Annotated in this window: 16 protein-coding genes and 1 tRNA gene; 1 reads left to right on the top strand and 16 read right to left on the bottom strand. The window is 37.3% G+C overall.

Going from position 1 to position 18,064, the window contains the following annotated elements; translation table 11 throughout:
* Positions 1-13 precede the first annotated feature (13 nt).
* The 6 genes from GZ996_RS02920 to GZ996_RS02895 all read right to left on the bottom strand — a co-directional run bounded on the left by GZ996_RS02920 (position 14) and on the right by GZ996_RS02895 (position 4,674).
* A tRNA-Thr gene (locus tag GZ996_RS02920) sits at positions 14-84 on the bottom strand.
* Positions 85-223: 139 nt separating this feature from the next.
* Positions 224-628: a PTS sugar transporter subunit IIA gene (locus tag GZ996_RS02915; protein ID WP_156806125.1), complete on the bottom strand. Its 405-nt coding sequence runs from the start codon at positions 626-628 to the stop codon at positions 224-226.
* A gap of 1 nt (position 629) precedes the next feature.
* Positions 630-1,451 (bottom strand): PTS system mannose/fructose/sorbose family transporter subunit IID, encoded by an 822-nt coding sequence (locus tag GZ996_RS02910; protein ID WP_156806124.1) that lies wholly within the window; start codon positions 1,449-1,451, stop codon positions 630-632.
* Positions 1,438-2,343: a PTS mannose/fructose/sorbose/N-acetylgalactosamine transporter subunit IIC gene (locus GZ996_RS02905; protein WP_156806123.1), complete on the bottom strand. Its 906-nt coding sequence runs from the start codon at positions 2,341-2,343 to the stop codon at positions 1,438-1,440. The genes GZ996_RS02910 and GZ996_RS02905 overlap by 14 nt, the downstream gene beginning before the upstream one ends.
* 42 nt (positions 2,344-2,385) lie before the next feature.
* Positions 2,386-2,871 carry a PTS system mannose/fructose/N-acetylgalactosamine-transporter subunit IIB gene (locus tag GZ996_RS02900; protein ID WP_156806122.1) on the bottom strand — a complete coding sequence of 162 codons (486 nt, stop codon included), beginning with the start codon at positions 2,869-2,871 and terminating at the stop codon, positions 2,386-2,388.
* Positions 2,872-2,886: 15 nt separating this feature from the next.
* Positions 2,887-4,674, bottom strand: coding sequence for a glycoside hydrolase family 35 protein (locus GZ996_RS02895; protein WP_162011303.1), 1,788 nt, complete (start codon positions 4,672-4,674; stop codon positions 2,887-2,889).
* Between the two features lie 194 nt (positions 4,675-4,868).
* Between GZ996_RS02895 and GZ996_RS02890 the strand changes: the two genes are divergently transcribed.
* The gene (locus GZ996_RS02890) at positions 4,869-5,576 is read left to right on the top strand and encodes a GntR family transcriptional regulator (RefSeq protein ID WP_156806121.1); all 708 of its coding nucleotides are present in this window, start codon (positions 4,869-4,871) and stop codon (positions 5,574-5,576) included.
* Positions 5,577-5,864: 288 nt separating this feature from the next.
* On the opposite strand, the gene lacD is transcribed toward GZ996_RS02890, so the two are convergent.
* The 10 genes from lacD to rapZ all read right to left on the bottom strand — a co-directional run bounded on the left by lacD (position 5,865) and on the right by rapZ (position 18,060).
* Positions 5,865-6,854 carry a tagatose-bisphosphate aldolase gene (lacD, locus tag GZ996_RS02885; RefSeq protein ID WP_162011293.1) on the bottom strand — a complete coding sequence of 330 codons (990 nt, stop codon included), beginning with the start codon at positions 6,852-6,854 and terminating at the stop codon, positions 5,865-5,867.
* A gap of 30 nt (positions 6,855-6,884) precedes the next feature.
* The gene (locus GZ996_RS02880; protein WP_156806119.1) at positions 6,885-8,060 is read right to left on the bottom strand and encodes an SIS domain-containing protein; all 1,176 of its coding nucleotides are present in this window, start codon (positions 8,058-8,060) and stop codon (positions 6,885-6,887) included.
* A 170-nt stretch (positions 8,061-8,230) separates the two neighbouring features.
* Positions 8,231-8,959 carry a GntR family transcriptional regulator gene (locus tag GZ996_RS02875; RefSeq protein ID WP_156806118.1) on the bottom strand — a complete coding sequence of 243 codons (729 nt, stop codon included), beginning with the start codon at positions 8,957-8,959 and terminating at the stop codon, positions 8,231-8,233.
* Between the two features lie 253 nt (positions 8,960-9,212).
* The gene (locus GZ996_RS02870) at positions 9,213-9,794 is read right to left on the bottom strand and encodes a GNAT family N-acetyltransferase (RefSeq protein ID WP_156806117.1); all 582 of its coding nucleotides are present in this window, start codon (positions 9,792-9,794) and stop codon (positions 9,213-9,215) included.
* 1 nt (position 9,795) lies between these two features.
* Positions 9,796-10,170, bottom strand: coding sequence for a hypothetical protein (locus GZ996_RS02865; protein ID WP_161978637.1), 375 nt, complete (start codon positions 10,168-10,170; stop codon positions 9,796-9,798).
* Between the two features lie 813 nt (positions 10,171-10,983).
* Complete coding sequence (gene glmS, locus GZ996_RS02860) at positions 10,984-12,798, bottom strand: glutamine--fructose-6-phosphate transaminase (isomerizing) (RefSeq protein WP_162011292.1); 1,815 nt, start codon at positions 12,796-12,798, stop codon at positions 10,984-10,986.
* Positions 12,799-13,123: 325 nt separating this feature from the next.
* A complete protein-coding gene (locus tag GZ996_RS02855; RefSeq protein ID WP_162011291.1) occupies positions 13,124-14,656 on the bottom strand; it encodes a zinc ABC transporter substrate-binding protein AdcA in 1,533 nt (510 codons plus the stop codon).
* Between the two features lie 634 nt (positions 14,657-15,290).
* Complete coding sequence (gene whiA / locus GZ996_RS02850) at positions 15,291-16,202, bottom strand: DNA-binding protein WhiA (RefSeq protein WP_161978640.1); 912 nt, start codon at positions 16,200-16,202, stop codon at positions 15,291-15,293.
* Positions 16,199-17,176 carry a YvcK family protein gene (locus GZ996_RS02845; protein WP_162011290.1) on the bottom strand — a complete coding sequence of 326 codons (978 nt, stop codon included), beginning with the start codon at positions 17,174-17,176 and terminating at the stop codon, positions 16,199-16,201. The genes whiA and GZ996_RS02845 overlap by 4 nt, the downstream gene beginning before the upstream one ends.
* Positions 17,173-18,060: an RNase adapter RapZ gene (rapZ, locus tag GZ996_RS02840; protein WP_161980852.1), complete on the bottom strand. Its 888-nt coding sequence runs from the start codon at positions 18,058-18,060 to the stop codon at positions 17,173-17,175. Before rapZ ends, GZ996_RS02845 begins: the two co-directional genes overlap by 4 nt.
* Positions 18,061-18,064: the final 4 nt, after the last annotated feature.

Raw genomic sequence — 18,064 nt, 5'->3', positions numbered from 1 at the left:
TCAACTCGCTATCTGCCACCACCGAGAATCGAACTCGGAACGGAGCATTACCATTGCTCTATTATACCATTTAACTATAGCGGCAACTATTTTATTATATGATATTCAATAACCTCTGTCAACCGCTTTTTCTAAAAAATCCCCCTCCTGATTACTTCACAAAAGGGGGATTGAGATAAAGAGATAGATTAGTTTAACTCAAAGGAAACTAGATAAAGAAAAATTAATCATCTTCGTCATTCTCATTAAATGATAGCAAATCATTGATATGATGAATATTAGTTGACCCAAACTCTACCAAATCAATGTCCTCTCCAAGAAGAACACCGTTTAAAAAACCAATAATCATTGGCATATTCATACCTGCATAGAGGTCGAATCCTTTGCCTTCCATGACCATACGTGAAGCCACGTTACATGGTGTTCCACCCATAAGATCAGCTAGGACAACAAACTCTTTGAGCTCTGCCATTTTTTCCTCAAGTTTAAGACGAAAGTCATCTGGACCTTCCTCAGGCAATAAGCCTACTGTATGGATAATATCTTGAGGTCCCATAATCATTTCCGTGCTTTTTTTCAGTTCCTCACAGAAAAGACCATGACTAATTAAAATTAACTGCTTTGCCATATTACCCTTTCATTCCCATAACAAACCAACCAAACGCAGAGCAAGCAACAGCAAGAACAATGATAACCAAGATTGCTTTTGTAGAAGTCATCCCTTTACGACCAAGCAACCAATAGATAAATCCTGTAAAAAGTGCTGGAACAAGACGTGGGAAAATCATATTAAGTAAGTTTTGAACATCTATGCCGGCTCCAACAGGTAGATTAAGCGATACTTCAAAGTTAATCATACTTGCAATTAAGGCTCCCACCATAAAGACTCCCATCACTGATGCCGCATCAACAATTGCGGTTAACTGATCACGCATTGTTGTTACAAGTTTGGTACCTTGTTTATATGCAATTTCAAGTTGTTTCCAGCGGAAGATATTGATAGCTATACCGGCAACTAATACCCAGAGTAAAATTCCTAGGGGACTTCCTTCTTTGGCCATACCCGCTGCTAAAGACCCCATAATCGTTGGAACCAATGAGGCAAAAAGTGAATCACCAATCGGAGCAAATGGGCCCATAAGACCAATTTTCACACCATTAACCGCTTCTTTTGAAGCGACTCCTTCTGATTCCTCTAACGCTAAGTCGATACCTGAAATGATTGTGTGGAAGAAATTAGATGTGTTAAAGAATTGTGTATGATTTTTCATCATTTCTTTTAATTCAGGTGTTCCGTCTCCATAAATTTTACGCAATTGCGGCAAGATATGATAGAGATAGCTTGAACCTTGCATCCGTTCATAATTCCAGCCCCATTGGAAGGTAAAAAGACTACGTTTATTGATTTGATTAAAATCATCTTTTGTTAATTTGTAATTAGATTTCGTCATCTTCAATTTCCCCACTTTCTGAAACTGTTTGTACTACTACCTCTGGTTTATTTTGACTATTTTTATAATGAAGTGTTGCAAGACCAGCACCAATAATAGCAATTCCCATCATTGGAAGTCCTTTAAATGGCGCACCATTAAAAACTACATCTTTGAAAAGTTTAGCATCTACACCGATAATACCTGTCAAGGTCCCTGCAACAGTTTGCAAATTATTATAGATAACAGTAAGCATTGCGGTAATCCCAAAGCCCATTGCCAAATAATGAAGATTGCGTTTGATTGGAAGATAATGAAGAAGGATAGCAAACCCAAGACCTGGAAGCATACGTCCCGCCAAGGTCAAACCATTAGCAACCCATTGATATTCTTTGATGAAATCAACAATAGTTTCAACAGCACCTCCTCCAAAAGCAAGTGCTAAAAATACTGGTAAGGCACGAGAAAGCGCCCATGGAACCGCACCTAGAAGATAGTTACGTTCAATAGCTTTATAATCAAAATTGTCAATATTTTTATCAATACGATGCGCAAAATAAGTTGTTGAGAAACGTCCTGCAATATCTGTATAAACCATAAGGGCTGCTACAGGTACTGCAATTGAAGTTATTGCAAGCTCGGGATTCAAACCTTGCGATACTGAGAAGGCAGTTGCAAGAACCGCACCAGAAGTTGCATCAATACGAGAAGCACCACCAAATGTCCCTACACCAAGTACCATCAATTGTAGACTAGCACCAATCAAAAGACCTGTTGTCATATCTCCCATAATCAAACCAGATATAAATCCAGCGAAAACAGGAGAACCTGCTGAAGTACAAATGGTTAACTCATCTAAAATCTGATAAGCAGAGTAGAGAGTTAGTAATAGAATTTGCCACCATTGAATCATGATGTATTCCTCCTAATATAATTTTATGTTTTATTTCTAAAATTAGCGAACCTTATCCAACAATGGCATAAAGTCTTGGGGTGAGTCGCCTGGTACCATCTGAGAAATGAGTTTAACACCTTTTGAGTGAATAGTATCAAAATCTGCGATATCTTGATTAACAACATTGATAGAACGTGTTACAGCACGTGTTTCATCACTTTGTGACATATTCCCTACATTCAATTCTGGGAATTGAACACCAGCTTCTAACAAGCCTAAAAAACGATCCGGTTTACGAGCTACAATCAAGAGACGTTGTGAATCATATTTGCCATCTAAGATATTAGCTGCTGCTTTTTCAACTGTTAAGATTGATAATTTTACTCCAGGAGGAGTTGCTAATTTCAAAGCTGTTTTTTCTAAATCACTATTCACAACATCGTTATCCACTACCATAATACGACTGATATTCAATTTCGTTGTCCAAAGATTTGCGACTTGGCCGTGAATAAGACGACCATCAATACGCGTTGCAATAATTGCCATAATAAAATCCTCTCACTATTTAATATTTTTTATTTTAGGTCTATCTGTAAAGGTAATTCTTTCTTTGTACCGTCCTTCTGTCTCAAAAACAACAATGCTATTTTCTCCTTTCTTTAAATATCCTTTAGGAAGGTAGAGAGTGAGGATTGGCCCCTTTTCCCAAAATCTTCCTATATTCATATTATTTACAAAGACGACTCCCTTACCAAATCCTGTCATGTCAAGATAGGTATCTGCCAGCTCATCTATCTTCAGCTGATAGTGATAAAAAGAAGGTTGTCCGCTCTTCCATTCTTTAGAAAAATCAAGATTTGAAACAGAATCAAGCGGTAAACTATAGTGCTTCCAATTACCGATAAAATGTAAATCCACTATCGCTCCACGCCCTAAACCTTTACGTTGTGTTGCTGCCTCAAGTTTGTGACCATAATTGACACGTCCCATATTCTCTACTAGAATTTTAAGATTCGTGTACTTCTGAGTCATCTCTAAGGCAATGTCCTCACCAATTTCATCCTGATATTGGGTAGCAACATGATAATCATTTTCATAAACCTGAATGCGATCCCTTGCATCAATAACACGGAGACGTTCAGCATCATCTTTATCTCGCTCAAGTTCTGTTTGGTACAAAACATATCCTGTGTTTTGCCCTAATTCTTCCATTGACAAAGGATAAGGATTGATTTTTAAAACGCTTACATTTTTAAGATTACCAAAAAGCCCTGTCTTTTGACTCAATGTCACCGAAGGATAGGTTTTTATTTTTTTGGTCAAAGGCATAGCAGTTATCAATTCAGGAAAACGTGTTTTCAAACGTTTTTGAATTTCAAAAAACTTTTGAGTAGGATTTCCAGCTTCATCCAAAACAGCATCATAATCATAGGAAGTTACTTGAGGTAAATCTTTCTGACCTCTAGCTGAGCAACCATTCATAAAGCCAAAATTGGTTCCACCGTGAAACATATAGAGGTTAATTGACCCAAGCTCAATACATTCCATCACCGACTCAGCTAATTCTTCAGGTTCTCTCGTAACGACTTCTTCTCCCCAACGATTAAACCAACCATCCCAAAACTCCATACACATGAGTGGGTAGGTGCGATTGTGCTCATCAAAGAAATCCTGCATTTGTTTGAAATTGCTAGCAGCTTTTGAACCAAAATTGCCTGTGACTAAGACGTCATCTTCAATCAAACTTCCAGCTCGTAAAGTGGCACGCCACGGCCCATCCGAAGTAAAGAAAGGCCCTTCTAAACCATGCTTTTCCATTAACGATTTGATGGCTCTCAAGTAATCCTTTTCTTCCCCGTATGACCCATACTCATTTTCAATCTGGAACATCAGGATATTTCCACCATGACTAAGCTGATGTTTTGCCAAAATAGGTAACAACTTAGCATAGTAACAATCAACATAATGGACAAATTTTGGATCACTTGTCCGAACCCTGACATTTTCAGTCAATAACCAAGCTGGTAAGCCCCCCCATTCCCATTCGGCACAAATATACGGCGAGGGTCTAACAATAGCGTAGAGCCCAAGTTTCTGAGCAATCGTTAGAAATCTCTCAATATCTAAACTTTCTGCTACAGTAAAGGAATCTTTAGTCGGTTGATGCAAATTCCAAGGAACATAGGTTTCAACAGTATTAAAGCCTAATGCTTTCAAATTATACAAAGAATGGTACCAATCATCTGGATGAATTCTAAAATAATGAATCGCTCCAGATAATATTTTGAAAGGTTTTTGATTGAGAAAAAAATTCTTATCGTTACTAATCTCAAATTTCAGTAGAATCACCTCTTTTGGAATCGTTTTCTTATTTAACAATATATTAACATAAACAACTGGTTATATCAAGTGTTTTTTACTATTTTTTATTTTTCTATTTTTTAATAGCATCCGTTTTTTAATTACATTTTGAAGAAAATTTTAGTATAATATCAACACTAGAATGATAAGATGTTACAATGAAACGATAGAAAGGAAAAAGTATGAAAATCCCTAAATATCAACGTATTCAAAATGATTTAAAAAACCAAATTGTTACTGGTAAGTTCGAAAACGGCGATAAGTTCTATACTGAAAGTGAGCTTGTACAACTATATGATGTTAGTTCTATTACCGTTATTAGAGCTCTAAATGAGTTGGTAAAAGATGGCTATCTAATTCGCAAGCAAGGAAAAGGAACCTTCGTCTCTCGTTCACGTAAAGGGAAACTCGTCGAATTTTCAGATGTCGAACTTTTTCCACTAAAAAATGACCACGTTAAAGTTCTCTCTGTTGAAAAAGGAAACGATCCAAAATACTTGAAAGAATTAAAACTTACTAACAATGACTTTTACTATCGCGTTGCTCGTCTAAGAAGTGCAGGTGAGAAGCCTTATATCTATCAGTTATCCTATATTCCGGAACGTTTTATCTTAACTCCAGATGCTAAAAAGGACTACTATCAATCGATTCATCAACGATTCAAACTGGATTTTGATATTCACATGTCTTCTGAACCCTATACAGAAGCACATGAAGTTACTTTTTCTACACCAGAAGAAGTCCGTGAACTCCTTAATCTAGAGAAACAAGAACCTACCATTTTTCAAGTTCGTAGAACTGAGCAAACTAATTCAGACATCATCCTTGAATATGCTGAAAACTACAAGCATTGGAATTTTTATAAATTTGAAATAACTGCCAATCGTTAAATTGGTATATCATATATACTGTAATGAAGAGGTTGGGTCAAAAATATCTCAACCTTCTTTTTTGATAGTAATAACAGATTGACACAGTGGTTGATTGGAGGTCTGTAACAGGACACTTCTTTCATTTTCAAGTGTCCACCTAAAATAGTCCAGTGGACTATTTTAGTACCACCCAATCGTTAGCGGCCATCCTATACGAATGTGATGAACTTCGTTGTCCCACTCTCTTTTTTGTCTTTCTTTTAACGTCTACATACAGCTATAGGTCCTGAATGTCAAATAATGTCATCAGTATGACAGACGTTCTGTCCAAGCTGTTGCCGTCTCAAAAATAACTTGGTTCAAACTGTCGATATTAGCACGTCCTTCTGTACGAAGCCATTCACGAGCAGCAACCTCTCCGCCTTCAATATAAGCCTTAACAGAACCAGCCCAAGTTGCACGTCCGCAAAGAACACCATTAAATGTTGAACCTGCTTCCTTAGCCAAACGTAATGTTTCTTGGAAAAGCTGTGCAGATACTCCAGCACTTAGGAAAATAAACGGTAAATGAGTTGCTTGACTTTGTTCCAAGAAAAGAGTCTTTGCTTCTTCGCGTGTATAAACTATTTCACCAGTTCCGAATCCTTCGACATAGTTCATGTTAACTGGCACTTCTACTTTTAACACATCAATATTAAAGCGTGGATTTGAGAAAATTTCCATGGCACCAATAACTTTATCTGGTTTAACTTTTGCATATTCTACGCTATTTGCATCCGCGATAGTTTCATCATAGGCTAAAATTTCCAGATAAAATGGAAGGTCTTCTGCCACACATTCGGAACCGATACGTTCAATATAGGCCTGCTTTTGTTGGTTTAATTCCTCTGTACTATCCACATCATAGTAAAGTAAGAATTTAACAGCATCTGCTCCCTGTTCCTTAATACGTTTAGCCGACCAAACATCTAGACAGTCTGGCAAACGTTTTGTACTGGTCGTATCATATCCCGTTTTTTCATAAGCAAGTAGCAAGCCAGCATCTTCGTGTAAGTTTTTAATAGCTGGTAAGCCATATTCTGGATCAAGTAACATTGATGATGCGAATGGAGTTAATTCTTCTGCTACCAATGATTTGAGTTCTTCCATCTGAGTAACTGTTGGTTCCTCAGTTTGATGTTGTGCCATGAGACGTTTTAAGGCTCCGCGTTGGTCAAAAGCTAGCGCTGAGATAACCCCTTCCTTGGTTGACAACTTTTCCATACAAGCTTTTTTATTCTCTGTTAGTGTCCACATAATAGATAATGTCCTTTCTTTGTATTAGACTTAAGATTGATAATCATGGATGATAACACCCTTAACCACACGGTTTACAGTACCAGAAGCAGATGGGGTATCTGGAGTATTATTTACTTTGATTGAGGCTAAAAGTGAAATAGTTTGGGCAACTAAAATCATTCCAAGAGCAAGATAACCTTCTGGAAGAATAATATCTGATAACAATTCAAAAGTATCTCCTGAAAATTTTAATTCCCCTTTTTGGGCCACAGCCAATGTTTTAAGAGCAATCTGATCATCATAGACTTCCTCTAACAAATCAATATCATACTGACGTGTGTAAGAATCATTGTGAACAAAATCAAGGACGATTGTCTTTTCATTCACAAAAGATTTTGGTCCATGGCGAAAGCCCATTGATGAATCAAATATCGTAGCAATTTTTCCTGCTGTTAATTCTAGAATTTTCAATTGTGCCTCACGTGTCAGCGCGGCCATTGAACCAGAACCTAGATAAACCACACGGTTAAATTCTAAATTAATAAGTTTCTGTAATTCTTCTTCACGGCTAATAATATCTTGCCCTATTTGATAAAGATAAGACACGTATTTTTCTTTATTTTCTAGAGACTCAGCATCATCAAAAATAAGGAGTGATGTTAGAAGCATGCAGGTGAAACTACCTGTCATAGCAAATCCAGCGTCATTAGAGCGACTAGGCATTAGTAAAAGAAGATTTTTTTCATCGCCTGCCGCACGTTTAGCTAAAAGTCCTTCTGCTGCACAAGTAATAGTTAGATGATAAGCATTAGGTACAATTTGATTAGTAAGAGCTACTGCTGCCACACTTTCTGGACTATTTCCTGATCGAGCAAAAGATACCAACAGTACCGTCTCATCTGCAAAAAGATGATCGTAGGGAGCTGAAACAAGCTCAGTTGTTCCAATACTTTCAAAAATAAATCGGCTACGGTCCGCAGTCCGTTTAAGATAAGGTAAAATTGTATCACCTACGTATTGTGATGTTCCTGCTCCAGTAAAGATAACTTTAACGGGTTTTTCCTTACTTGAGCCTACTACCTTATCAAGAAAAGATGCAATATCAGTAACTTTATCTTTAAAAAGTTTTAAAGCCTCTTGCCAGATTTCGGGTTGCTGTTTGATTTCTCTGGTTGTAATCTCTGCACCCAAATCAAGCAACTCTTCTTTTGTTTTAAAAAACATAACTTCCTCCTCTATTAAGTTATTTTGTTTGCGCTTTCATTTTTTTGTAAAAATCAAATAGACTAAGTCTTGCTGACTAGAGTTATTTCATTTTTTAGGCTGAAATAGTCCACTGGACTTCCTCGCTATTTAGTTGACAAACTCGGGTTAAAACTGTCCACTGGACAGTTTTAATCCCTAAAATGGCTGACTTTATATCTGAACTGGTCGGCACGTGCAATACTAAAGGTGAATTCTATGATTTTATTTTTAGCATTATAGGTTTTACGGACAAGGTGCAGTACAGGGGCACCCTTTTTGATTTCTAGTAATTTGGCTTCATGATTTAAAGCAATGCTGGCAAAAAATTCTTCTTCGGCAACGCGGATACGCTCACCATAATCTTCCTCTACGATTTGATAAAGTGGCTTTTGGGAAAGAATTTCCTTATTTAATCCGACAAATTGAATTACTGGTAAATAGCTACGTTCTAACATCATGGGTATATCGTCTGCCAACCGTAAGCGCTCGAGTTCATAAACTTCAGCTCCGAGTTCAATCTTTAATTCCCGGGCAATATGTTCTGTTGCTTTCACAATTGAAAAAGATAAAGTTTTAGTAACTGGTTGCTTCCCCAGTTTTTTCATTTCATCTGTGAAGCTATAAACATTTCCTAGGTCCACAGCAGGTTCTTTTATCTCTGAGACGTAGGTCCCTTTCCCCTGCATCTTATAAACTAATCCACGTTTTTCAAGTTCTTGTAAAGCTTGACGAACGGTTATACGACTAACTTGATACGTTTCAGTCAGCTCACGTTCAGACAATAATTTGTCGTTCGGTGACATTGAATTTCGAATGTCTAACTCTAATGTATCGACCAATTGTAGATACAAGGGTTTCTCTTTCTTTAATGAAAACATAAGTGCTCCTTCAACTTGTTATAACCACATATAAATTATAATATATTAACTATATATGGTCAAGCCTTTTGATAAACTATTTTAATAACTAATAAGTTTAGTTTAAGTTCTAAACTTCTAAAATATGGACATAAATACACTCCTCTCTTTATAAACTCTATGTTCTTTTTCACCTAGTTATTCTTCATATATCAAAGCCAGCCACTTTAAGGATGTATCAAGCCTTATTTTTTAACTAAATAAAAAAATCTAGCTATGAACTAGATTCCTTATTATCAAGCTCTTGAAAAGATACTACCGGTCTAACTTCCTTATCATGATTCCCACACAGTTTTTCCATCCAAATCATGTTATACCATCGTTTAAATTTATACCCTGATTGATGGAAAGTTCCTACAAGTTGATAACCTTGCTTTTCATGGAAGACTTGACTAGTATTGGTTAGGTACTCATCCTCAACATCAGTCTGCGCAATACAGGCATTAAGATTAAGAATACCCATCTCTTTTAAATAGTTTTCTAAGGTCCTATAAAGTTTAGACCCCACTCCTTTGCCACGCGCAGCTTTGTCCAAATAAATCGTAACCTCTGCAGACCAGGCATAGGCGGCGCGAGGATGAAAGGCTGACGCATAGGCGTAACCGAGAATCCGCCCTCCTTCTTCAGCCACTAGATAGGGATAAAAAGCTTGTATTGACTGCATGCGCTCTTGAAAATCAATCAGAGATGGAACTTCATATTCAAAGGTAACCGCTGTATCTGTAACATAATAGGCATAAATATCAAGAAGCTTATGCACATCGGTAGATTCTGCCGTTCGAATAACTAGAGACATCCTAAACTGCTCCCAAAAATATATTCTGAATCAATCCTACTGAGAGATAAATCACTAGCAAAATAGCAATAAGCCAGATCACCCAAGTTTTAGTATCTGCTTTCTGTAAACTCAATTGAAATAACGTATTCACAACTAAAGGAATTAGACTATAATAAGCAGAAATCGTCACTGGCCAGTAAAGATTGTTTATCAATGTCTCTGATAAATCAGCAGACGTTTTCATATAATAAATTCCCATCAATAGGCCGATACTGACAATGAAAAGAGAGCAAAATAATTTTCGATAAGGCATCTTTTGAGGAGCTGTAAACCAGACCCCAATACTATAAAGCGTAAACCAACAGATTAACATAAATGGGTGCATTGGAAGCATATGATGTCTCCTTATAAGTTAGGATAACTCTATTATAAATACTATCACTCTATAAATCAATATTTAATCAAAACTCTTTGTAAAACTAATACTAAACCAAAATTAAAATTAGAATTTTAGAATCTCTAATATTATTGACTAACTTACGAACTTAGCGAGGATAAAACATTCCTTTCCTCATGGTACTATTCTTAGCAAGAAGAAATGCTTGCTAAGAACGGATTTTTTGGAGAGCTACAGAAATTGAGAATCAATTTCGTAATAGTTCCCCCGAAAGGATAACTATGTTGGACGCTGCCAGTCATCGACAAGTATAGGCAATCATCTACTACGATAGAGAGCCCCAAATCTAGCAAGGAAAACCCGACGAAGATTTTAAGGGGGCAAAAAGTCTAAAAATAGTAAATGTCTTAGAATAACATCATCAAAAAGATTGATTCTAGGCCATTTTATCTTGTCCAATTTTCAATAGCAAAGCTAAAATTTGAGTTTTTGCCTACTACCTCCGAAGGTCTCCCAAACCTTTTTAGTATCCGCACATTTAAAAAAGTAATTTTTGAATTTGGTTTAGTCTAAATTCATCTAAGTTAGAGAGTACATATTCAAGACAAACTATCAATCCAATAATATAGTAATTTGAATTAAGAATATGACATAGATGAATCATTTTGATCCGAGCTAATATTATTAGTTATTCTATTCTGTGTCCTAATCTAGTTTCAATTTACTATAAAAGAGTTAGAAACTGTCATTTAAAACATTGGTTCTAACTCTTTATCACAAATAATTATTTTCCCTAATCTGTCAATTCACCTATTCAACCGTTACTGATTTAGCAAGATTACGTGGTTTATCGACATCAAGTCCACGTTGAAGAGTCGCATAATAAGCTACCAATTGAGTTGGCACTACCATAGCAATCGATGATAAATATGGATGAACTGTTCTTACCTTAATATCATCCTCTTCACGTGCCGTCGCCTCATCAACAACTGTTAAGACACTAGCGCCACGTGCTGCCACTTCTTGGATATTGCCACGTGTATGAGCAGCAAGAGTTTTATTATTTGAGATAAGCGCAATGACTGGCACGCCATCTTCAATCAACGAAATTGTTCCGTGCTTCAATTCTCCAGCAGCAAATCCTTCGCATTGGATATAGGAAATTTCTTTCAATTTCAGTGATGCTTCCATAGCAACATAATAATCTATTCCACGTCCAATATAGAAGGCATTGCGTGATGTTGCCAAAAGGTCTGCCACTTTAGCTTCAATCATGTCTTTTTCAGAAAGGCTAGCTTCAATAGACTGCGCAACAATTGAAAGTTCATGAACCAAATCAAAGTCAGCTGCTTTGCTGTTTCCATTAGCATCACCGACCGCTTTTGCCAAAACGGCAAGAGTCGCAATCTGAGCAGTGTAGGCTTTTGTTGAAGCTACCGCAATTTCGGGACCTGCATGAAGCAGCATAGTGTAATTGGCTTCACGAGAGAGAGTTGAACCTGGAACATTTGTCACCGTTAAGCTAGGAATACCCATTTTATTAGCACGGACAAGTACCTGACGGCTATCTGCGGTCTCTCCTGATTGACTAATGAAGATGAATAGAGGTTTTTGGCTCAGTAATGGCTGATTGTAGCCCCACTCTGAGGCAATGCCGAGTTCAACAGGAGTGTCTGTCAATTGCTCAAGAAAATCTTTTGAGGCAAAACCAGCATGGTAAGAAGTTCCTGCCGCAATGATATAAATACGATCAGCATCTTGAACAGCCTTGATAATATCAGCATCAACAGTTATTTTACCCGCATCATCTGTGTAAGCTGAAATCAATTTGCGCATCACCGTTGGCTGCTCATCAATTTCTTTCAACATGTAGTAAGGGTAAGTCCCTTTACCAATATCAGAAAGATCAAGTTCAGCTGTGTAGCTACCACGTTCAATCGCATTTCCAGCATAATCTTGTACTTGAACACTATCAGCTTTTACAATAACCAATTCTTTATCATGAATTTCCATGTATTCTGATGTTTCACGAATCATAGCCATAGCGTCTGAGCAGACCATATTATAGCCGTCACCTAGACCAATAAGGAGTGGTGATTTATTTTTAGCCACATAGATAGTGTCAGCATCTTTTGCATCCATGAGCGCAAAAGCATAGGACCCTTCAATAATAGATAGGGCTTTACGGAAAGCCTCAAGAACTGACAAACCATCTTCTTCGGCGAATTTGCCAATGAGGTGAACTGTGATTTCAGTATCTGTTTGCCCTTTAAGATTGTGACCTGCTAGATAATCCGATTTAATCTCGGCAAAGTTTTCAATGACCCCATTGTGAACAAGGGTAAAACGAGCTGTTTCAGATTGATGCGGGTGAGCATTGATTTCACTTGGCTTCCCGTGAGTCGCCCAACGGGTATGTCCAATACCAGCAGTCCCTGCAATATCAATGCCTAATTTAGTGCGTAGGTCAGCAATACGACCAACTGATTTCACTAAATTAGTCTTTTGCCCATTGACCACATAAATTCCTGCTGAATCATAGCCACGGTATTCTAACTTTTCAAGTCCTTGCATCAAGATGTCTGTAGCATTTTTATTTCCTACAACACCAACAATTCCACACATATTATGTTCCTCTTTATAAAATTGGTATAGTCTAATTCATATCTTAAAAATACGACTATTACAGTATAAGTTAATAGATATATTTTGTCAAATATAAAATTGGTATAGTTTAATATAAAATAAAGAATTTAATACTTCTCTCTTCACTTGATTTTATGCTACTTAATAATCTTATGGCCATTAGAAATCAAATTCACTAGTGGATTCCCCATTAGAGAGTGCTTACAAGGGACTTTCATCTCAGACATACGGTATGTCTACGTACCAAAAAAAGGCTAGAAACGTCTGTCATTTCCAACCTTTTTTGTAAATAGCTATTAGTAACTTAGTGAGCAACAATTTCTTGTGCGATTTCATGACCAGTCATACCTGCCGGATAATAAGTTGGCCAATTTTCAAGCTCGTTCAACAAGTCTTCTTGACTGCTTCCGCCAAAGTAAATGTGGAAGTGACCTGCTTCAGTTGGAGAAATACTATGGTCACTGAATTGGACATACTTGAAGTTACCAGCATTAGCATCGTCAGTTTCAAAGAGGAAACGAACTCCACGATTTCCTTTTTTGTAGTTCAAAATCTTGTAACCAACATATTTGTACGTGAAGGTTTGACTCTTACCGTTTTGAGTAAACGTCATAGTCTTTTTATCACCATCAATAGTTATAGCTTCAACATCAGTCTTATAACCAATAGTATAGTAGTCCTTATACTCTTGGGCTGTCATCTCTCCTTGAGATTTTTTAGCTTTATAATCCCAAATTTCATCAAAAGTATCATCTACCAAGTATGGGTAAACAGACTGCCATTCTCCCGACCAGTCTGTCAAAAGACGATCCTTGATAGCAGAGTCCTCAAAATAACCAGCATAAACTGTTTTCTCAGGAGCTTTTTCTGGTTGGATGGCTTTACCTTCTTTTTCTGTAGTCAATTGTAAAGCTTCTAAATTGGCTTCCATAACGGAGAAGTAATCTTCACCAGCGTCCATTTGCTTTTTAGTTAAACTTTCCAACGGATTTAAAACAGCTGTTTTTACGCCAGCTTCTTTTGCTAGTGTTTCAGAAACGACCGCAGACGCATTTTCTTCAAAGTAAATATAATTAATACCTTGGTCTTTAACATAAGATGTTAATTCAGCTAAACGTTGCGCTGTTGGTTCACTTTCAGCAGAGACACCTGTAATCGAAATTTGGTTTAAACCATAATCTAGCGCTAAATAATTAAATGCTGCGTGCTGTGTAACAAATGATTTTTGTTTAGCTGTTGATAAAACATCGCTATATTTCGCATCAAGTGCTTTTAATTTTTCAATATAAGCGTCAGCATTTTTTTCAAAAACTTTAGCCTTATCAGGATAAGCTTCACTCAAATCTTTACTGATATTCTCAACCAAACGAAGTGCCCGGTATGGAGACACCCAAACATGAGGATCAAATTCGTGATGATGACCTTCTTCACCATGCGCATGGTCATGATCGTGATCATCACCACCTGCCATAAGAAGCATGTCTCCTGTCATCTTAATCACTTTAACTTGCTCAGTATCAATAGCCTTAGTCAAGTTAGGAGCCCAAGTCTCCATGTTGTCATCAGCATAGACAAAAACATCCGCCTCTTGGATAGTAGTCAGATTTTTAGTTGAAGGTTCAAAGCCATGAACTTCAGTTCCAGCTTTAATCAACAACTCAACATCTCCTTCATCACCTAGTACCGCTTTGGTAAATTCATACACAGGATAAAACGTAGCTACAGCCTGAATTTTATCTGATGATTTCTCAGATTTGCCTTGCATGGTAAAAAAAGCTGTTACTCCGACTATAATTGCAGCTAGTCCAAGTAACAAACCCATTTTCTTAGTGTTCATATGTTCTCCTTTTCTTAACTAGTTTAATGTTTACTGGTTAAGTATATCAGATTATATTTTTTTTGCAAGACTTTTTTCTTAAATTTTTCAAATCTCCTTTCCAAAAAAAATTGGTATGATTTTAGAGTCTTGATTTCCTTTCGCTATCTCATTTCTAAGCTTAGACAGAATCCAAATAAACATCAAACTTCAAAAATCATACGTTGTTGAAAATAAATAAAAAGCATAGAATCATCATTTAGGTAACGTCATTCTGTGCCTTTTACTGTATTCTGGAGTTTCTCTAGTCTTACAGTACTATTATAATCAAGTATTACCTAGGGATAACTCGACTAAACAAAAACGTGCTAGACAAAAATTTAAACCCTATTTTCCTTTCCAAGCGAAATCTCCCCTGACAATGTTGTTTGCTATGTCGAGTATCCTGAAAAACTTTTCAGATTTAAAATAAGGTAAGTATTGATTTGAATTGAATCTCGGAAAGAGCTTTTGCTTGATTTTATTCAAACAGTCCGGTGGATTAGGTCAAGGCTAAAGGATAAAATTAAACTTATCAATCAAAAAATGAGAAAAGATAAGAGAAAAATAGCGTTAAAAGATTTTTCTTTATTCTAAAAGACTGAGTGAATCAATTTCAAATATCATCAGCTATTTTATTAATTTTACGAAGCCGATGATTGACACCACTTTTGGTAAGAGGACTTTTAAGGCTGTCTGCCAATTCTTGGATGGAATAATCAGGATTGTTAACACGAAGCATTGCTATTTCTTGAAGTTCAACTGGTAAATTCTCAAGTCCGATTGTTCCCATAATTTTGACAATGTTATTAATCGTTTTAACACTGGCATTAACAGTTCTAGCAATATTAGCTGCTTCAGCATTACTAGCTCGATTAATGTCATTACGAGCCTCTCGCATCACCTTAACTTGTTCGAAAACTTGTTTTGCTGTCATTGCACCGATAACAATGAGAAAATCCATAATGTCTTCTGCCTTTTGTAAATAAGTCACTGCTCCGCTTTTACGCTCAATTACCTTGGCATCTAACATAAATTTTTGCATGAGGGATGCAAGATCCTCTGCGTGATCAAGATAAACAGAGGCAATTTCTAGCTGGTATTTCCCAGATTCTGGATTTCTAATAGTTCCTGTCGCTAAAAACGCCCCGCGTAAATAGCTTCGTCCAGCTTCATCATTGTCTAAAATGGAATGCTCAATCCCTGTTTCAAAGCCAAAAATGGAATCTGCAACCTGTAAATCAGACAACATGTCATTAACATTATCCGCAACCACAACCGTATAGACACGATTTTTTCTGAGATTGGCTTTTTGATGATGTCTAATTTCAGGGGTTGCTTGATAAAGCTTTTCTAAAAGACTATAAAGATGACGGGCCATTTTAGCATTCTCTGTAGTAATAGAAAGTGTTAAACCCTGTCCAGTTAACCCTAGACTTCCAGACATTTTAATCAGAGCAGACAATTCGTATTTATCTAAGAGATTTTGGCTAAGGAGTTCTTCTTTTGTTTTTGTGGTAAAACTCATTCTTTCACCCCTCTTAATAAGGTGAGGAGTTCCTCCACTACTAAGTTACCATCGTGGAAAGCTCCGCCATTTTCCAAACGTAAAAAATTTGAAGAAATCACGCGCTTCGAGAATTCTGAAAGTCCTTTAAAGTCGTGCTCAACCTGAACCAAATACTCGTCAAAATGATTGCGGTTCATGTAACTTTGAGGGACAGGCTCAATATTGACAAGAACCGTATCAATAACATCTGTCCCTAGGTGGCGATTCAAAACAGCCACATGATCCGCATCTGTAAAATGCTCTGTCTCACCATACTGGGTCATGATGTTGCAGACATAGACAACTTGAGCCTTTGTCGCAAGAAGCGCTTCACGAATTTCTCGAATAACTAAATTTGGCAAAATAGAAGTAAAGAGCGACCCAGGTCCAAGGACAATCATATCACTTTCCATAATCGTCTCAACCACCTTGCGACTAGCCGTTGGCTCCTCATCATTGTAAGTATTGGTGACAAAAACATGGTCAATCATTCCTTGATAATCTGCAATATGACTTTCACCAACGACTTCGTGCCCATCTTGAAAAACAGCATGGAGCGTCAATGCTTGCTCACTAGAGGGGTAGATTTTTCCTGTGGTGTGGAAAAATTTGGTCAAGATTTGCATAGCATTGTAGGTTGAACCTTGCATTTCTGAAATACCGGCAATGATTAGATTACCCAACGGATGTCCTGATAAGGGACCGTCTGAATCTTTAAACCGATATTGGAAAATCTGCTCGTAGAACTTTGGCATATCAGACATAGCAACTAAAACATTTCTCAAATCTCCTGGGGGAGTCAGCTGCATTGCTGTGCGTAATTCTCCCGAAGAACCACCATCATCAGCCACCGTTACAATCGCTCTTAGATCCACCTCTTCACGGCGGAGACTATTCAAGATGACAGGAATCCCTGTTCCACCCCCAATAACAGTTATAATTGGCTTTCTCATGAGCGGTTCACCGTTTCCTTACGGCGGTCTTTATCACGGTGACTTTCATTAACACTCCACTCCTCTTCTAAATCTTGAGCTAGGCGGTGGGCAAAGGCTGTGCTTCGATGTTGACCTCCGGTACAACCCACTGCAATTGTGAGGACTGATTTTCCTTCTTTTTGGTACCCAGGTAAAATGGAGGTCATTAAACTAAACCATTTATCGTAGAAATCATTACTCTCATCGAAGCTCATTACGTAGTCATAGACTTCCTTATCTAGCCCTGTCTTTTCACGGAGTTCTAGAACATAGTGAGGATTTGGTAAAAAACGAACATCAAAAACTAAGTCTGCATCAAGTGGTAAACCGTATTTAAATCCAAATGATACCACTTCAATTCTAAAACCAGCTTGATTGTCCTGAGATGAGAACTGTTCTGATATCGTTTGACGCAGTTGACGAGGCGTTAAGTCACTGGTATCAACTACATTTTGGCTCATACTCTTGAGAGGAGACAAGAGTTCACGCTCTAACTTGATACCATCTAACACACGTCCATCTGCAGCCAAGGGATGACTACGACGTGTTTCCTTGTAACGCGAAACTAACTCACCGTCTGTGGCATCTAAAAATAAAATCTTGAAATCCAAGTCATCTGCATTTTCCAAATTATCCAAAATACCACTAATTTCTGAAAAGAAAGAACGACTGCGCATATCAATCACCAGCGCAACCTTATCATTATCCTCGGTGTGCGTCACCAACTCTAAAAATTTAGGTAAAAGAGTAGGCGGCATATTGTCAATTGTAAAATACCCTAAATCTTCAAATGATTGAATAGCAACAGTCTTTCCTGCGCCACTCATACCAGTTACAATTACAAGGTTAATTTTTTTTGTCATTGTA

It is taken from the genome of Streptococcus sp. S784/96/1, from assembly GCF_902729355.1.
GTDB classification, from domain to species: domain Bacteria; phylum Bacillota; class Bacilli; order Lactobacillales; family Streptococcaceae; genus Streptococcus; species Streptococcus caledonicus.
This window is presented reverse-complemented; position numbering and strand designations above follow the sequence as displayed.

What these genes read in the sequence shown, in the direction of transcription:
- GZ996_RS02915 (WP_156806125.1), bottom strand. Translation starts at nt 628, where the DNA reads ATGGCAAAGCAGTTAATTTTAATTAGTCATGGTCTTTTCTGTGAGGAA.
- GZ996_RS02870 (WP_156806117.1), bottom strand. Translation starts at nt 9,794, where the DNA reads ATGTCTCTAGTTATTCGAACGGCAGAATCTACCGATGTGCATAAGCTT.
- rapZ (WP_161980852.1), bottom strand. Translation starts at nt 18,060, where the DNA reads ATGACAAAAAAAATTAACCTTGTAATTGTAACTGGTATGAGTGGCGCA.
- GZ996_RS02855 (WP_162011291.1), bottom strand. Translation starts at nt 14,656, where the DNA reads ATGAACACTAAGAAAATGGGTTTGTTACTTGGACTAGCTGCAATTATA.
- GZ996_RS02845 (WP_162011290.1), bottom strand. Translation starts at nt 17,176, where the DNA reads ATGAGAAAGCCAATTATAACTGTTATTGGGGGTGGAACAGGGATTCCT.
- glmS (WP_162011292.1), bottom strand. Translation starts at nt 12,798, where the DNA reads ATGTGTGGAATTGTTGGTGTTGTAGGAAATAAAAATGCTACAGACATC.
- GZ996_RS02880 (WP_156806119.1), bottom strand. Translation starts at nt 8,060, where the DNA reads ATGTTTTTTAAAACAAAAGAAGAGTTGCTTGATTTGGGTGCAGAGATT.
- GZ996_RS02910 (WP_156806124.1), bottom strand. Translation starts at nt 1,451, where the DNA reads ATGACGAAATCTAATTACAAATTAACAAAAGATGATTTTAATCAAATC.
- GZ996_RS02890 (WP_156806121.1), top strand. Translation starts at nt 4,869, where the DNA reads ATGAAAATCCCTAAATATCAACGTATTCAAAATGATTTAAAAAACCAA.
- GZ996_RS02865 (WP_161978637.1), bottom strand. Translation starts at nt 10,170, where the DNA reads ATGCTTCCAATGCACCCATTTATGTTAATCTGTTGGTTTACGCTTTAT.
- GZ996_RS02900 (WP_156806122.1), bottom strand. Translation starts at nt 2,871, where the DNA reads ATGGCAATTATTGCAACGCGTATTGATGGTCGTCTTATTCACGGCCAA.
- GZ996_RS02875 (WP_156806118.1), bottom strand. Translation starts at nt 8,959, where the DNA reads ATGTTTTCATTAAAGAAAGAGAAACCCTTGTATCTACAATTGGTCGAT.
- lacD (WP_162011293.1), bottom strand. Translation starts at nt 6,854, where the DNA reads ATGTGGACACTAACAGAGAATAAAAAAGCTTGTATGGAAAAGTTGTCA.
- whiA (WP_161978640.1), bottom strand. Translation starts at nt 16,202, where the DNA reads ATGAGTTTTACCACAAAAACAAAAGAAGAACTCCTTAGCCAAAATCTC.
- GZ996_RS02905 (WP_156806123.1), bottom strand. Translation starts at nt 2,343, where the DNA reads ATGATTCAATGGTGGCAAATTCTATTACTAACTCTCTACTCTGCTTAT.